Source organism: Brevibacillus sp. 7WMA2, from assembly GCF_010748895.1.
In the GTDB taxonomy this organism is placed as follows: domain Bacteria; phylum Bacillota; class Bacilli; order Brevibacillales; family Brevibacillaceae; genus Brevibacillus_B; species Brevibacillus_B halotolerans.
In genome coordinates, this window is record NZ_CP048799.1 from 718,815 (window position 1) to 736,157 (window position 17,343).

At 41.4% G+C, this 17,343-nt stretch carries 4 protein-coding genes; all 4 read left to right on the forward strand.

Annotated features, from left to right (window positions below):
• Nucleotides 1-20: 20 nt before the first annotated feature.
• From GOP56_RS03080 to GOP56_RS03095, 4 genes are read left to right on the forward strand one after another with little or no spacing between them, the layout of a single operon-like run.
• On the forward strand, nucleotides 21-10,358 hold the full coding sequence (locus GOP56_RS03080; RefSeq protein ID WP_163244461.1) for an SDR family NAD(P)-dependent oxidoreductase: 10,338 nt from the start codon (nucleotides 21-23) through the stop codon (nucleotides 10,356-10,358).
• 5 nt (nucleotides 10,359-10,363) lie between these two features.
• Nucleotides 10,364-14,176, forward strand: coding sequence for an alpha/beta fold hydrolase (locus tag GOP56_RS03085; RefSeq protein ID WP_163244462.1), 3,813 nt, complete (start codon nucleotides 10,364-10,366; stop codon nucleotides 14,174-14,176).
• Nucleotides 14,177-14,179: 3 nt separating this feature from the next.
• Nucleotides 14,180-15,559, forward strand: a complete 1,380-nt coding sequence (locus GOP56_RS03090; protein ID WP_121474065.1) for a condensation domain-containing protein — start codon at nucleotides 14,180-14,182, stop codon at nucleotides 15,557-15,559.
• A 38-nt stretch (nucleotides 15,560-15,597) separates the two neighbouring features.
• Nucleotides 15,598-17,250, forward strand: coding sequence for an aromatic amino acid ammonia-lyase (locus GOP56_RS03095; protein WP_163244463.1), 1,653 nt, complete (start codon nucleotides 15,598-15,600; stop codon nucleotides 17,248-17,250).
• The last annotated feature ends 93 nt before the right edge of the window (nucleotides 17,251-17,343 follow it).

Genomic DNA, 17,343 nt, shown 5'->3' on the forward strand with positions numbered 1-17,343 from the left:
TGATGTGTGGAGAGATGAACATGCAAGCATTCCAACGTAAAGAAATATATGAAGAGAAACAACAAATGGAAGTAATGCAGGGATTAATGCTGAAGCTGCTGATGGCTCAATTGTCAAATATGGGTTTACTCTCAAGGAATTCTCCCTCTCGTTTTCAAGCGCAAACCGAATTACCGGATTTTTATGACAAATGGCTGAAGGTAAGTTTAGATTTTTTGGCTGAGGAGCAGTATATCAAACAAACGGAAGAAACATTTCACGTATGTGGCGAAGCTCTAGTGGCTCAGGAATTACTATGGAACGAGTGGGAGAGTAAGAAGCGTGAGTGGATGAAGGACAGTAGCATAAAGGCGAAGGTACTATTAGCTGAAACAATGCTACGTGCATTGCCTGATATTTTGACTGGATCAAAAAAAGCTACCGATATCATGTTTCCTCATTCCTCTATGGAACTGGTTGAGGGAATTTATAAACATAATCAGATGGCAGATTATTTTAATAATGTGCTAGCTCATACCGTCATTTCTTATGTACAGGATCAGATAGACCGCAAATCCAATGTGAAGCTTCGGATATTAGAAATTGGAGCCGGTACAGGAGGGACAAGCGCTAGCGTTTTACAAACATTAACACCCTATCACGACTACATTCGGGAATACTGCTATACGGATATTTCCAAAGCGTTTCTCATGCATGGAGCAAAGGAATATGAGCTTAGCCATCCTTTTTTAACCTTTAAAATGCTAGATATCAATAAATCGGTCACCGAGCAGAAGGTAGATATAGGTGGTTATGATGTGGTCATCGCTGCCAATGTTTTGCATGCAACTCCCAACATCCATCAAACGCTAAGACATGCAAAAGCCTTGTTAAAGAGAAATGGAATCATTGTCATAAATGAAATCACAGAGAAGACATTGTTTCATCATCTTACATTTGGGCTACTAGAGGGATGGTGGCTATATGAAGATGCGAAACTGCGAATCCCAGGTTGCCCAGGGCTAAGTGCAGAAGGATGGAAAAAGGCATTAACAGTAGAAGGCTTTACCTCCGTCTCATTTCCGGCTATTGATGCACAGGAGCTGGGTCAACAAATTATTTCTGCCAAAAGTGATGGACTTATACGATACAAACAAGACTTTCAAAAACAAGCAAGCACGGATCAAAAAAGAAATGAGAGAAAGTCTGCGGCATCCAACCAACAAAGAGTTGCCTCTACAGAGCATCAGGAAATCGAAGCTAAAATGCTTGATTCTGTTAGGAACACAATTATTCAAAAGCTTTCAGAATCACTACTAATTGATGCTCACATGATTGATCAGCATGAATCGTTTTCTGATTATGGAGTAGATTCCATTACAGGGGTAAAGCTGGTACAAGCAATTAATCAAGCCTTGCATATTACATTGAATACGACTACGTTATTTGATTATAGCTCAGTCACTTTATTAGCTTCGCATATTATTGCGGAGTATAAAACGGTCATCATGCAGCCGTTATCTAAAAATATAGAACAGGATGCAACGCCAATTACGATGCTGGCAAAGGAAACAAAATATCAAGAAGATATGACTTCTCAGCCTGTTTCAATTGGCGAAACTGAATCTGACAGTGGTGTTACAAATACAAGGATTCAAACGGATATAGCTATCATTGGTATGAGTGGGCGATTCGCAAGTTCAGAAACAATCCAAGATTTATGGAAGCATCTTGCTAGTGGCAGCGATTTAGTCGGAGAAGTATCTCGCTGGGATTTATCTGAATATGATAAGCAGGGTATGAGCGACTGTCATCAAGGCAGCTTCTTAGAGCATATCGATCGGTTTGATCCACTTTTTTTCAATATCTCAGGCTCTGAGGCTGAATATATGGACCCACAGCAACGAATCTTTTTAGAAGAAACGTGGAAGGCCCTAGAGGATGCGGGATATGCTGGTGCAGGGGTTCAAGGGAAAAAATGCGGCATCTACGTAGGATGCGGTGCGAATGATTACCAACAGCTACTTGGCCATAATCCACCACCACAGGCCTTCTGGGGTACGGCTAATTCCATCATTCCGGCACGAATTGCTTACTATTTGGACTTACAGGGTCCGGCCATCGCTGTAGATACAGCATGCTCAAGCTCTCTAGTAGCCATTCATCTAGCCTGTCAGGGTTTATGGGCAAACGAAACGGATATGGCCATAGCGGGTGGCGTATTCATTCAATCAACACCGGGAATCTATCAATTTACAAATCGTGCTGGAATGTTATCTCCTACAGGCCGCTGCTATACATTTGACGAGCGTGCTGATGGCTTTGTGCTTGGTGAAGGAGCAGGGGTGGTTATACTTAAACGACTTTCAGATGCGATAGCTGATCGTGATCATATTTATGGGGTTATTCGTGGCTCAGCTATTAATCAAGATGGGACTACCAATGGAATTACAGCACCCAGTGCGAAATCCCAGGAACGTTTAGAGCGAGAAGTATATGATACGTTTCAAATTAATCCACAGCACATCCAAATGGTTGAAGCGCATGGCACAGGAACAAAGCTTGGTGACCCCATCGAATATAGGGCGTTGACACGAGCCTTTAGCAACTATACAAATGAGAAAAATTATTGTGCAATCGGATCAATAAAAAGTAATATAGGACATTTAACCTTTGCGGCAGGGGTAGCAGGACTTATTAAAATCTTGTTGTCCTTACAGCAAAAACAAATTCCACCAACACTGCATTTTGAGAATGGTAATTCGAATATTAATTTCCAAGAAAGTCCCTTTTATGTAAATACCAAGCTTAGCAATTGGTCTGTGAAACCAAGCATGAAGCGTTGCGCCGCCATCAGCTCCTTTGGATTTAGTGGTACAAATGCACACATGGTTATTGAAGAAGCGCCATATGTAGAGAAGAGTTCTGAAATCAAACCAGGCTATGTAATCACTCTATCTGCTCGTACAGCAGATCAACTACAACAACAGGTGAAACAACTCATCCAGTATTGTGAACATACGGATCAGATTGATTATGGCAATATGAGTTATACATTACTCATGGGAAGAAAACACTGTACTCATCGTCTAGCTTGTGTTGTGCATGAGCAGAATGAACTGGTGGATGCCTTAAAAAAATGGATAGAAACAGGGGAAGCAACTGGGGTATATGCTTCTGTTGTCGATAAAAAGGGGCAGCACGAACAAATAGCGATGAAGCAATATGGGAATGAATGCATTCAAAAAGTAAAGATTGAAACAGATGCCAATGCTTATCTAAAACATTTGTCTACCGTGGCGTCCCTGTATACGCAAGGCTATGAGTTAGAATTTGAGCCATTATTTTTACAAAATCATTATTCGAGAATCCCTCTTCCAACCTATCCGTTTGCAAAGGAGCGTTATTGGATACCAGAAGAAGAGGATAATCAGCCTAAAAATGTTGGGCCGATCAACAAGATAGTTCTTGAGCCAGTCTGGCAGGAACAACAAATCATTCAAAAAAAGCACGTACCTATTTACGATCAGCACCTTGTCATGCTTGGTGAACCATTTGCCCATTTACATGCTCAGTTAGTAGCACAATCAAATGGGATTACCTTTATCCCGTTACATTCAGATAAGACCAGGCTCGAACAAAGGTTTGAGTGTTATGCTGTGGAAGCTTTTCAAACCGTACAGCAAATGATTCAGTCCAAACCAAAAGGGAATGTTTTGATTCAAATCGTTGGCTCTTATCAAGGAGAACAGCAGGTTTTTTCAGGACTTGTAGGATTATTGCAAACAGCCAGATTGGAAAATCCCAAAATTCTTGGACAAATGATTGAAATCGAGCAAGGAGTCAGCCACACCGAACTGATTGAAAAAATAATCAATGAAAAGCAATATCCTGAAGACAGGCATATTCGATATGAAAAAGGCAAACGGTGGGTCGCTAGTTGGAAGGAACGCGAAGACGTAGCGAAAGCCGTTATGATTCCTTGGAAGGATCAGGGCGTCTATCTTATAACGGGTGGAGCTGGCGGAATAGGCCTTATTTTTGCAGAAGAAATTGTGCAAAAAAGCAAAAATGTAACGTTAATTCTCACTGGCAGGTCTGAATGGAAGGAAGAGAAAACAGCGAAGTTACAGGAACTGCAATCATTAGGTGCCAAAATTATTTATATACAAGCTGATATGACGAAGAAAGATCAAGTAGAGAACTTGGTTACACAAATTAAGGAACAGATTGGAAGTCTACATGGGATTATTCATAGTGCGGGAATCATTCAAGATAATTATATTTTGAAGAAAAATACGGATGAGATAATAAACGTCCTTTCTCCCAAAGTAGCAGGAACCATTTACTTGGATGAAGCTACCCAAGACATTCCATTGGATTTCTTCCTTTTATTTTCATCCATGTCAGGGGCCATAGGCAATCCCGGACAAGCAGATTATGCGATGGGGAATGCGTTTATGGACAACTACGCTGAGTATCGGAATCAACTGGCGTATGCAGATCAGCGTAAGGGTCTGACCTACTCCATTAACTGGCCGCTTTGGAAGGAAGGCGGTATGCATGTTGACCTGGAAACGGAAAAAATGTTACGGAATAGTACCGGTATGATTGGGATTGAATCTAAAACTGGCATTGAAAATATCTATCAAATGTTTACAGCTAAAAGGAATAGATTGGTGCTTTTACAGGGAGATGTGCCTAAGCTTAGGTCTTATTTTACGACAAAGCAAGCGATGAAAATGGAGACTACTATGAAGCAAGCTGTTTCTCAGATCGATAAGGCTGTTCTAGAGGAAAGAACCCAGATGAAATTGAAAAGTCTGCTGGGGGGACAGTTAAAGATAAGTGTTGACCAAATTAATGCTTTCGAGACTTTAGATCAATATGGAATTGATTCACTGGTCATTATGGAGCTGAATCAAAAGCTGGAAGGCATCTTTGGGGAATGCTCAAAAACGGTTTTCTATGAATATCAAACCGTGCAGGAATTAACGCAATATTTTACTCAACAGTATCTGGAGCAGTGTCTGGAATGGACAGGATTAGCTCAGACACGGAAGATTGAAACACAGATACCAGCACCAGACCAAGGTATGATAAAAGAATTACCGATTCAACAAATCACTAGTAATCAAACAAAACAATTACCTAGCTATGTGCCCATGGAGCAAAACACGCCAGATCAGCTTGAACCGATTGCGATCATTGGCATGAGTGGTCATTATCCACAGGCAAGCACTTTGCAACAATTCTGGCATAACCTTGCTCAGGGAAAGGATTGTATCGTAGAAATTCCGGAGGAGCGCTGGTCAACGGAAACGTTCTATGATCCGAATCGAAAAGACGCTTTTGCTAAGGGAAAAAGCTATTGCAAATGGGGTGGCTTTCTCCAAGATTTCGCTAGCTTTGATCCTTTGTTCTTTTCTATCTCACCTCGTGAAGCAATGAATATGGACCCGCAGGAACGTGTATTCATTCAGACTTGCTGGGAAGCTCTAGAGGATGCAGGATATACCAAGGAGCTACTAGCATCGCGACATAAGGGACGAGTGGGTGTATTTGCTGGCGTTACGAAGACAGGGTTCCAGTTATACGGTCCACCGCTATGGGAGCAGGGGGAGGAGTTATTTCCGTATACTTCATTTAGTTCTATTGCAAATCGAGTATCGTATTTACTTAACCTAAAAGGCCCAAGCATGCCAATTGATACGATGTGTTCCTCCTCTCTAACAGCTATACACGAAGCGTGTGAGCATATCCGTCATGGAGCATGTGACATGGCTATAGCCGGCGGGGTTAATCTATATTTACATCCATCTACTTACATTCAATTATGTGGCCAACAAATGCTTTCTGCAAAAGGAAAATGCAAAAGCTTTGGACAAGCTGCCGATGGTTTTGTTCCTGGTGAAGGGGTAGGTGCGGTTTTATTAAAGCCTCTTTCAAAAGCTCTTGAAGATGGTGATCAGGTTCATGCCTTAATCCGTGCAACGAGCATTAATCATGGAGGGAAAACCAATGGGTATACAGTACCAAATCCAGTAGCCCAGGGTGAGCTTGTACGAGAAGCAATGGAGAAAGCAGGTATAGATGCTCGAACGATCAGTTATATCGAAGCTCATGGCACTGGGACGGAGTTAGGAGACCCAATAGAGATTACAGGCCTTCAGCAGGCCTTTAGTAAAGATACGCAAGATACGAACTTCTGTGCAATTGGCTCTGTGAAGAGTAATATTGGTCATTTAGAGGCCGCAGCAGGTATAGCAGGGGTAACAAAAATTATTCTTCAAATGAAGCATCAGCAGCTAGTTCCAAGTTTGCATGCTCAGGAAATAAACCCAAATATCAATTTTGCCAAAACTCCCTTCACGGTTCAACAAACGCTCAGTGAATGGAAGAGACCTGTCATCGAAATAAATGGGGTCGCCCAAGAATGCCCCAGAATTGCGGGTATATCATCTTTCGGAGCGGGAGGAGCAAATGCACATGTAATCGTGGAGGAATTTATTCCACACGAAGAAGCTCAATCTAGCGATTCACACGACAACCATCCTGTCATCATTGTTCTTTCTGCCAAGAATGAAGAACGCTTGAAGGAGCAGGGTAACCAATTATTGGCTGCACTTCAGGAGCAAGCCTATACCGATCGTGATTTGCCACATATAGCGTATACGTTACAAACAGGAAGAGAGGCAATGGAAGAACGTCTAGGAATGATTGTGGAATCTATCGGTGAGCTTGAAGAGAAGCTTAGGGGCCTGTGTAATAATCAAGCGAATATAGAAAATGTGTACCAAGGGCAAGTGAAACAAAATAAAGAGACAGTATCTATCTTTCTTGCCGATGAAGAATTACAAGAGGCAGTTCAAAAGTGGATAGAGCGTAAAAAATATGCAAAATTACTGCGCTTATGGGTAAAGGGCTTGAATATAGACTGGAACGAATTATATCGAGAAAATAAGCCCCGGAGAATAAGCTTGCCCACCTATCCTTTTGCTAAAGAATCATATTGGATTTCTCCATCTCGCAAGGGTTCAGCATCTACCTTTGGAAAAGCCTTAACGGAATCAAGTCATCACAGCAAAATAACATCACGTGCGGCTTGCTTTGTCACAAAGCATTGGAAGCTAGCTAGTGTAACTAAATCGAAGGAATTACATGGAACCATTGCCATTTTAACAACGAATGAAACAGAGGCGCTAGCGAAGCGAATCTCCGAACGTATTACAAATACACGAATCATAAATATGCATGAAATGCCACGACAGCTAGACCAATCACAAGAAGAGTGGAAAAAATATGCGGGTATTATTGATCTAGCTGGATGTGGCGCTGCAAATCAGACCGATATGAGTTGGCTATTCACACTTCAACATATAATCGGGCTAGGAAAAAAAGAAGCTATCGTGCTTTTATGTGTCACAAAAGGGCTGGAATCCTTTAAAAATAGCTCAATAAATATAGCAGGAGCTTCACGCGTTGGATTGTATCGTACGTTACAAAGTGAATACAGCTATGTTTGTTCAAGACACATGGATGTAGAACGACATCTTGAGGATCATGTGCTTGCAGATCAAATCGTCGAGGAGCTATTTGCAGAAAGTCAGGATGTGGAGGTTTGTTACCGGGATGGACAGCGATACCGTGCTTATCTGGATGTAGAACACAGCAAAATGGAAAATAGTCAAAAGCAGAATTTCCCGTCTACCCATGTGTTATGGATTACAGGAGGAACAAGAGGACTCGGATTATTATGTGCAAGGCATTTTGTGGAAAACTATGGTGTGAAGCAAATTGTGCTAACTGGGCGGGAATCGCTACCACCGCGGGAAGCATGGGATTTATATAAGGAACAACAATCATCTACAGCTCATAAAATTAGAACCATTGAACAATTGGAACAGTTAGGAGCCCAAATCCAAGTATTGTCCATCGCTTTATCAGACAAGGATGAGGTACGCAGTAGTGTAGAGAAAGTGAAACGCACGATGGGGCCAATAGGCGGGGTTATTCATTGTGCGGGCTCTGTAGATCTGGAAAACCCGGCATTTATTCGAAAATCCTTAGAAACAATCAATCAAGTGCTAGAACCTAAGATTCAAGGATTAAACGTACTCTACAACAGTCTCAAAGAAGAGCCATTACAATTCTTTGTATTGTTTTCATCCGTTTCTGCCATTGTTCCTAGCTTAGGAGCGGGTCAAAGCGATTATGCGATGGCGAATGCCTATATGGACTATTTTAGTGAAGCTCATGCTCATTCCTGCCCAATTGTGAGCATTCAATGGCCAAGCTGGAAAGAGACCGGTATGGGAGAAGTGAAAAGTAGCGCTTATGAACAATCTGGAATGCTCAGTATGACAAATCAAGAAGGGCTTTCCCTCCTAGATCAGATTTTAGCTAATAAGCTGGGACCGGTTATTCTTCCCGCTATGATTCAAGAGGCAATTTGGAAGCCAGAAACGCTTATGCAAACACAGAAAAAAGCTACTGGTGAACAGCATGCCCAGGGAAAGCAAGAAATCCTGACTAACGAGGAATTTGCTCACGACGAGCTAATGCAGAAAACTCAAGCGTGGCTACTCGCCTTATTTTCAAAGGAATTCATGCTAGATGCTTCCCTGTTGGATGCTGATAGCCTATTTCAAGAATATGGCATGGATTCTATCTTATTAGCACAAATTATTACGAAAATGGACCGTGAATTAAAGGTTGTGGCCTTAGATCCTTCTATCCTGCTCGAATATCCAACAATAGGACGTCTGGCTGCCTATTTGATCGAAACCTACCCAGATGTAGTAGCGACATTATTCTCAATCAAAAGGAAAAAGACTCATGTAACACCTATGATTGAACATAAGCACGGCGCAGAATCAGAACGATCCGATGTAATCGATGAACATGAAAATAAGCTGAATCATACGGATAAAATTGCTGTCATCGGCATAGCTTGTCATTTTCCAGATGCGAAGAATGCAAGAGAATATTGGGCAAATCTAATGGCGGGAATGGAGAGTATTCGTGAAATACCAAAATCTCGTTGGGATAGTAAAAAGCTACACACCTTACACGATTACACCGAAGGAAAAACGAAAAGGAATTGGGGAGGCTTCCTAGATTCAATTGAGGATTTTGATCCTGATTATTTCCATATTTCAAAATCCTTAGCCACCCAAATTGATCCATTGCAACGACAATTGTTAGAGGTGAGTGCAGAAGCGCTTCTTGATGCTGGTTACAAGGAAAAAGAACTGTGGAATAAGGAAGTAGGAGTTTTTGTAGGTTCGAGAGCTAGCAATTTTTCTCAAAAGCTGGATCAAAGCACGAAGGATACCATTGTGGGAACCGGGCAAAACTTCATTGCAGCCCATTTAGCCCATGTATATAACTTTAAAGGACCTAACATGGTGATTGACACGGCTTGCTCAAGTTCATTAACAGCTATTCATCTTGCTGTAAGAAGCATTCAAAATAAAGAGAGTGAGCTTGCTTTAGCAGGGGGAGTAGACATTCTATTAGATGAATCACCTTATCTTGCTATGAGTGCAGCTAATGTATTATCCCCGGATGGGCGTTGCAAAACCTTTAGCGCCGAAGCCGATGGAATAGGTCTAGGAGAAGGCTGCGGAGTCCTCATTTTAAAGCCTCTACAGCAAGCCATCCGAGATAACAATAAAATTTATGGCGTGATTGAGGGCTCAGCGATTAATAATGATGGCAACACAATGGGCATTACAACTCCAAATCCAGAGGCGCAGAGAGAATTGATTGAAAAAGCGATTGTAGATGCAAAAATAAACCCTGAGACCATAAGCTATGTGGAAACACATGGTACTGGCACTTTAATTGGAGACCCGATTGAATTAAAAGCTTTGACCCAAGTATTTAAGCAGCACACGATGCAAAAGCAATTTTGTGGTGTGGGCAGTGTGAAAAGTAACATCGGGCATTTGATGAGTGCTGCAGGGGTAGCCAGTTTTATTAAGGTATTGCTATCGCTTGTTCATGAGGAGCTTCCTGCCACCTTGCATTGTGAACACCCGAATCCGCGTTTTCATTTTGAGGAATCACCATTTTTTATCGTGCAGGAGCCAATGAAATGGACAAGTAAATATGCTGTTTTGCGAGCAGGAATTAGTGCGTTTGGATTGGGCGGAAACAATGCTCATATCATTGTGAGTAATGAAGGTATTCCCCGAACACATCGAGTACCTCTGGAAAGTATCAATCCAAACCTATTATTCCAAAGAAGAAGATACTGGCCAGAAGGAAGGCAAGAGGCAGTTAATATAGGAGAACATGAACAAAATAACAAACGAACCGAGGAAAACCTTGCCTATTATAAGCCGATCCGAGTGGAGCGTAGGGGAGAATAAATGAGATGAAGCAAACACAAGTACAAGAGACTTTTTTACAGCGATTGTATCATAGTCACTATTTAGTACAAGATCACCGTGTTCATGGCATTTGTGCCGTTCCAGGCTTAGCTCTCATGGATATGGTTTATCGTGTAGCGGCTCTGTATCTCGATAAACAGCCTATAGAGTTGAGACAGGTTTTGTTCAAGCAGCCTATCGTAACATCAGAGGATTTTGACAAGAATATTTATGTTGCGTTTACACCTATTGATTCTTACTGGAAAGTGACGATCACCAGCCAAAAAATAAAAGATGACGTGATTATTGATCAGCAAATGGAAGTAAACATGGAATGCTTTATGTATGTCATGAATAATAGGAATAACTCTCAAGCATTCGATGTGCAAGCCTTCATGAAGCAATCCACCAAGCAGTGGGATATGGATCAAATGTACGATTTGGTGCGAAAGACGAAAATCTTCCATGATACTTTCATGAAAACGGAAGGTACGGTGTATCAATGGGGGAATCAGGAATTAATGGAGCTTAGACTTAGTAGCCTAGCAGAATCCTACCTCGATCAATTTTATGCCCATGCCGCTTTTTTAGATGGATCATGTTTAGCTGGAGCGTCTTTTATGGTAACGGGGATGCAATACAATATTTTTCAGGAGAATACGCCTTATATACCATTTATGCTTGAACGGTTTTGTATCTATAAGCCTTTGCCAAATAAGGTTTATACGTACACCGAGCAGACAAAAACGCAAGAAAAGATATCATCTGCCCCAGATATTGTATCTCGTGATATTACTATTTTTAATGAAGGAGGTGATATATTAGCCGAATATAATACATTCACTGTAAAACGAGTTAGGGAGCCACAGCTTATAAAAAAATTAACAGAAACACGCTCCCTGCATATTAGTGACATCGCAAAGACTCATTCCATTGCGCATGCAGTTGAACAGAGTGAGATGATACAGCCTGCGAAGACCATCCACCAAGGAAGAGAGAGTCCTCATCTAGCCTCTATTCAAAGATATTTACAGCAGGAAATAGCAGGCGTGCTGAAAATACATGCAGAGAGCGTGCAAACGAACACAGGCTTTTATGAGCTGGGACTAGATTCTACGCAATTACTAGGGCTTGTAAAGGTCCTGGAGAACAAAGTAAAGACAGCTCTGTACCCGACGCTGCTATTCGAATATTCGACAGTAGAACGTTTATCGCAATATTTGCTAGATCATTTTGAACCAGTTTTTGTGACAGAACATGGTACCGCTAAATCGTCAGAATCACGTGCGGATTTGATCCACTCATACCTACAACAAGAAATCGCCTCCGTACTACAAACAAATCCTAAAGACATCCCGTTGCATACAGGCTTTTATGAATTAGGATTAGACTCAACACATTTACTAAGTCTTGTCAAAGTCTTGGAGAAGAAGGTAGATGCACCCCTCTATCCAACTCTATTATTTGAATATTCAACAGTCGCCAAGCTGTCTGAATATTTGCAGGAAAATTGGGGGGAAGCTTTTATAGCGGAAGCTAAAGTGGATACAAAAGAAATAGCTGTGTCGCCTCTGTCGAGCAAATTACAAGCTGAGCAAGCTACCGTGCTTTATTTTAATCGACACTGGAAAAAGCTAGGGCTCAAGGAATCACGTTCTTCCGCTATCAGTCGCAAGCAAGTTGTTCTTTTATTTCATGATGATAGGGGCCTACAAGCTGAATTGAAGCGACATTTGCAGCGTGAGAATGTGTTTGCCTTGAAATCCGATGGGGTGGACATGATTGATCAATTTCAAGCTAAGTGCAAGGAATGTCTTCTGCACATTCAGGAACTGTTACAGCAAAAACCGGTAACGGACATTCTCATTCAGATTGTCGCTGGTTCAGGTGAAGTAGATCAATACGCTGAAGCTTTAGAAGGAATGCTCAGGACAGCCTACCTAGAACAACCAAAAATACACAGTCAAATCATTCATTTTGAGAATTTAAATAAGACGCCTGCACATGAAATCGCAGTCTTGCTGGAAAAAGAGGCACGTTGCCACGATGAAGGGGTAGCTAGCATTCAGTATCGTGGTAAGGACTTAAGCCGGTATGTTTATCAGCTAAGAGAAATGACTCCTAAATCTACCCCCCGATCTCATTATGTCATGGAGCATGGTGTATATGTTATTACAGGCGGCTTAGGTGGCTTAGGGTATTTAATCGCCAGTCATCTGGCACAGCAGGTGGGTATCAAGCTTGCTTTATTGGGACGTTCCCGGTTGGATCAAAAGAAACAGCAACAGATCTATCGCTTAATGGAAATGGGAGCGGACGTACGTTATATAGAAGTAGACTTATGCATACAGGCAGACACGGCTCAAGCTTTTCAGTCTATTAGAGAAGAACTTGGACCGATCACAGGTATTTTTCATTGTGCTGGCGTGATTCAAGACCGATTACTCCTTCATAAGGATTCCAATGATTTGCAAGCTGTGCTCTCACCAAAATGGAAGGGAACGTGGAATGTAGATCTGGCCACCGAGGATGATGAATTGGAATATTTCGTTCTCTTTTCATCAGTTTCAGCCATTATGGGAAATGTAGGCCAAGCTGATTATGCTTGTGCCAACGCATCTATGGATTTGTTTGCCCTACAGCGACAGGAACTGGTCAATAGCGGCAAGAGATGCGGCCAAACCTTTACGATTAACTGGCCACTATGGGCAGACGGTGGAATGCAGCTTCAGGAAGACCTGTTACAAATGATGAGTGCTTCAACAGGATTATCTGTATTGCCAAGTACCGAAGGATTAGTAGCACTGGACCATATCTTATCACAACACAGCACGCAAACGATCGTGTTATATGGTGAGGAGCGTGCTATTAGGAGCCAAATTCAAAAGCTAAACGCATTGCGTGCAGAACAAGAGGAAGAAACAGCTAGTGTCATAACGAGAATATGCTGTGATCATTTTACTTTTCCAGAAGATTTGAAAACCTACTGGAAAAACATGAAAGCTGGACAGCCGATCAGTAGACATCCATCAACTATCTCAGAGGTTCAGTCATTGAGAGAACAAGAAAATGATATCCTGCATTTACTAATTCGCACGCAAACCTCCCGACAGATTGAAGCGGTTATCTGTGGAAAAGGGAAAAAAACGGTTCTGTTATTCTGCGGTTTCGGTTTAACTGCTTCTCAATGGTACTACCAAATAAAGGAACTGCGAGAGGACTGTCAATTCATTATTATCCACCCACCAGGAGTCGGTTTAAGTGAAGATAACGGCGATCTTACGTTTCAGGGTATTTCAAATACGGTTTGTGAGGTATTAGATATCTTACAAATACCTTCTCCTCTTTATGTGGTGGGAACTTCCTGGGGAGGAATGCTTGCCCAGACCTTTGCAGCGAAATTCCCTGAAAAGGTTGTTTCCTTAGCATTGGCAACAAGTTTCTGCGACATGAATCAATTATGGGATGAACAATCCTTAAAGGATGCCTTTGCACTTGATTTCTATGTGAATTATCGACAAGGTGCGTATGAACTGATTCAAGACAGTAAATTTGTAAATCCAGTTGCCTTTCAATATAACGAGATCGAAAGACAAGGTAAATTAAATACCTACAAAATCCTGGGAGATATTACTGTGCCAACATTGATCGTATCAGCGAAACGAGACATCATGGGCTTTTATTCTCAAACAAATCAATTAGTAACAAAAATTCCGCAAGCTACGTTAGTCGAGATCAACGGTGGTCATGGATGTAATATCACTCATTACGAGGAGTTTAATCGCATTCTACTTCAGTATTTACAAGAACATGAATAGGGGATGGTTACATTGGTGAAAAAAACGGTGATTAAAACGTATCCGTTATCAAAAGTGCAGAGTGTATTTTATCAACATTATGCCCTGCTTCCTGATTCCTATGGGAACAATGAAAAAATCCTTTACCGTATACATTCCAAGATCAATATAGATGTCATGAAGGAAGCCTTCTTACAGGTGATCAAGCGACATGAAATGTACCGTACCAATTTTCTCATGGAGGAGGAGCCGGTGCATAAAGTATATGAGGAAGCGATTCTGGATTTTGAAGTGGTGGATGCTAGCGGTTGGTCACAAGAGCTCGTAACACAGTTTTTAAGTGAGGAAACCTACCGCCCCTTTCAATTGGAAGAAAATCCTCCCTTTCGAATTAGATTGTTCCGCTTTTCAGAGGATGATTTTATCTTGCTTTTAGTGTGGCATCATGTTGCTGTAGATGGCTGGTCTGCTTCTCTTACAATCGATGATTTTGGATTAATATACAAGAGTTTATTGGAAGGAAAGGAATGTGAGCTTACTCCGATCAGAAAACAGTTTTCAGACTTTGTTGCAGCCCAAAACGAAATGTTAGAAAGTCCAGAAGGTGAAAGACAGCGTTTATTTTGGAAAGAAAAGCTGTCAGGGGAGCTTCCTGTCCTGAAGCTTCCAGCAGATCGAGATTTTCCACAGGTTCGTACGTATAAAGGAGGGACGGTATCGTTTCGTCTTGAGAAAACAGTAAGCGATCAAGTTTTTGCTTATTGTCAACAGAATGAGACGACCCTTGATCGAGTTCTGCTCTCCTTATATTTCGCGTTTTTACATGGTTATTCACAGCAAGAAGAAATCGTAATTGGAACACCTAGGTATGGACGTGCATCGACAAGCTATTATAATACGTGTGGTGTTTTTGTCAATCTAATTCCATTGCGATTGAAAATGCCGAAAAATCCCACGTATGCTGAGCTGGTGCATTTTGTTGATGAACAAATTAAACAATGTCTGGATTATCAGGATTTTCCCATGACGCTTATGATGGAAGAGCAGGATATCAAAACCGGTCTAACTCCCTTGTTTCAGACCTGCTTCTCCATTCAAAAATGGCCTAGACAAAACACAACGTTTCATTTTGGGGATTCCACACATGAGATCAATTTACATGGATTACAAATGAGCCACTACTATACAGAAAAGAAAATCTCAAAGTTTGATCTTGCGCTGTATGTGGAAGAAGATCGTAAGAAAGGCATTTTACCTATCTTTGAATATAATGCTGATATTTTTGATAAAAAAACGATAGAGAAGCTAAGTCGTATTTTCATAACATTCATCACTTCGGTTATGGAAGATGATCAGGTGAAAATTTCCACCTTGTGCTCATACCTTCAAGCGATTGAGAAATAGAGAAGAAACCAGATACACATAGAGAGGATAGGTTGAAAATGAGTCAAGCAGCCCTTTTCGAACCAAAGTTGATGCTACATGGAAAGCATACACTTCAATTAAATGGAAATGATCTGACCATAACAGATGTAGCCCAGATGGCGAAAGGTACCTTCGAAGCATTTACTTTTCACATATCAGAAGAAGCGAACAAAAGAATCGAAGAGTGCAACGAGCTAAAACATGAAATTATGAATCAGCAGTATCCCATTTATGGGGTTACGACAGGCTTTGGGGACAGTGTACACAGACAAATTTCTGGTGAGAAAGCATGGGATTTGCAACGAAATTTAATTAGATTTCTATCGTGTGGGGTTGGTCCAGTAGCAGATGAGGCTGTGGCAAGAGCAACTATGCTCATACGCACGAATTGTTTGGTGAAGGGCAATTCAGCGGTACGATTGGAGGTCATTCATCAACTTATAGCGTATATGGAACGGGGAATTACACCAATTATTCCTGAACGCGGATCGGTTGGAGCGAGTGGTGATTTAGTTCCGTTAAGCTATCTTGCCTCTATATTAGTTGGGGAAGGAAAAGTTCTGTATAAAGGGGAGGAGCATGAGGTAGCAGAAGCACTTGGAGCCGAGGGACTCGAGCCTTTGACTTTGGAAGCCAAGGAAGGACTTGCTTTAGTAAATGGGACCTCTTTTATGTCTGCCTTTGCTTGTCTCGCTTACGCGGATGCAGAAGAAATCGCATTTATAGCCGATATTTGTACGGCGATGGCTTCAGAAGCATTGCTTGGAAACCGAGGACACTTTTATTCATTCATTCATGAACAAAAACCACACCTTGGACAAATGGCAAGTGCGAAAAATATTTATACCCTGCTAGAAGGATCTCAATTATCTAAAGAATATTCACAAATTGTAGGGAATAATGAAAAATTGGATTCAAAGGCCTATTTGGAATTAACACAAAGCATCCAGGATCGCTATTCGATCCGTTGCGCTCCCCATGTTACTGGCGTGCTGTATGACACATTAGATTGGGTGAAAAAATGGCTAGAGGTGGAAATTAATTCAACGAACGATAATCCTATCTTTGATGTGGAAACACGTGACGTTTACAATGGGGGAAATTTTTATGGCGGTCATGTTGTACAAGCTATGGATTCACTTAAAGTAGCAGTTGCAAATATTGCAGATTTACTAGATCGACAATTGCAACTGGTGGTCGACGAAAAATTCAATAAGGATTTGACCCCCAATTTAATTCCGCGTTTTAACAGTGACAATTACGAAATCGGCTTGCATCATGGATTTAAGGGTATGCAAATTGCAAGCTCAGCCCTAACGGCGGAGGCTTTAAAGATGAGTGGTCCAGTAAGTGTATTTTCACGTTCTACAGAAGCCCATAATCAGGATAAGGTGAGTATGGGCACAATTTCTTCACGAGATGCACGTACCATTGTTGAATTGACCCAACATGTAGCGGCAATTCATCTCATCGCCCTTTGTCAGGCATTAGATTTGCGTGATAGTAAAAAAATGTCTCCCCAAACAACAAAGATTTACAATATGATCCGCAAGCAAGTACCCTTTGTAGAACGTGATAGGGCATTGGATGGAGACATTGAGAAAGTTGTCCAGCTTATCCGCTCTGGAAATCTAAAGAAAGAAATTCACGATCAAAATGTGAATGACTAGCTAACGAAAGTTATTTCAGATAGAGGAATATGTAAGACTTCCCAGCGAGTTTGGGAAGTCTTTTATTAGTAGCAGGACTTGCAAAGGGAATCG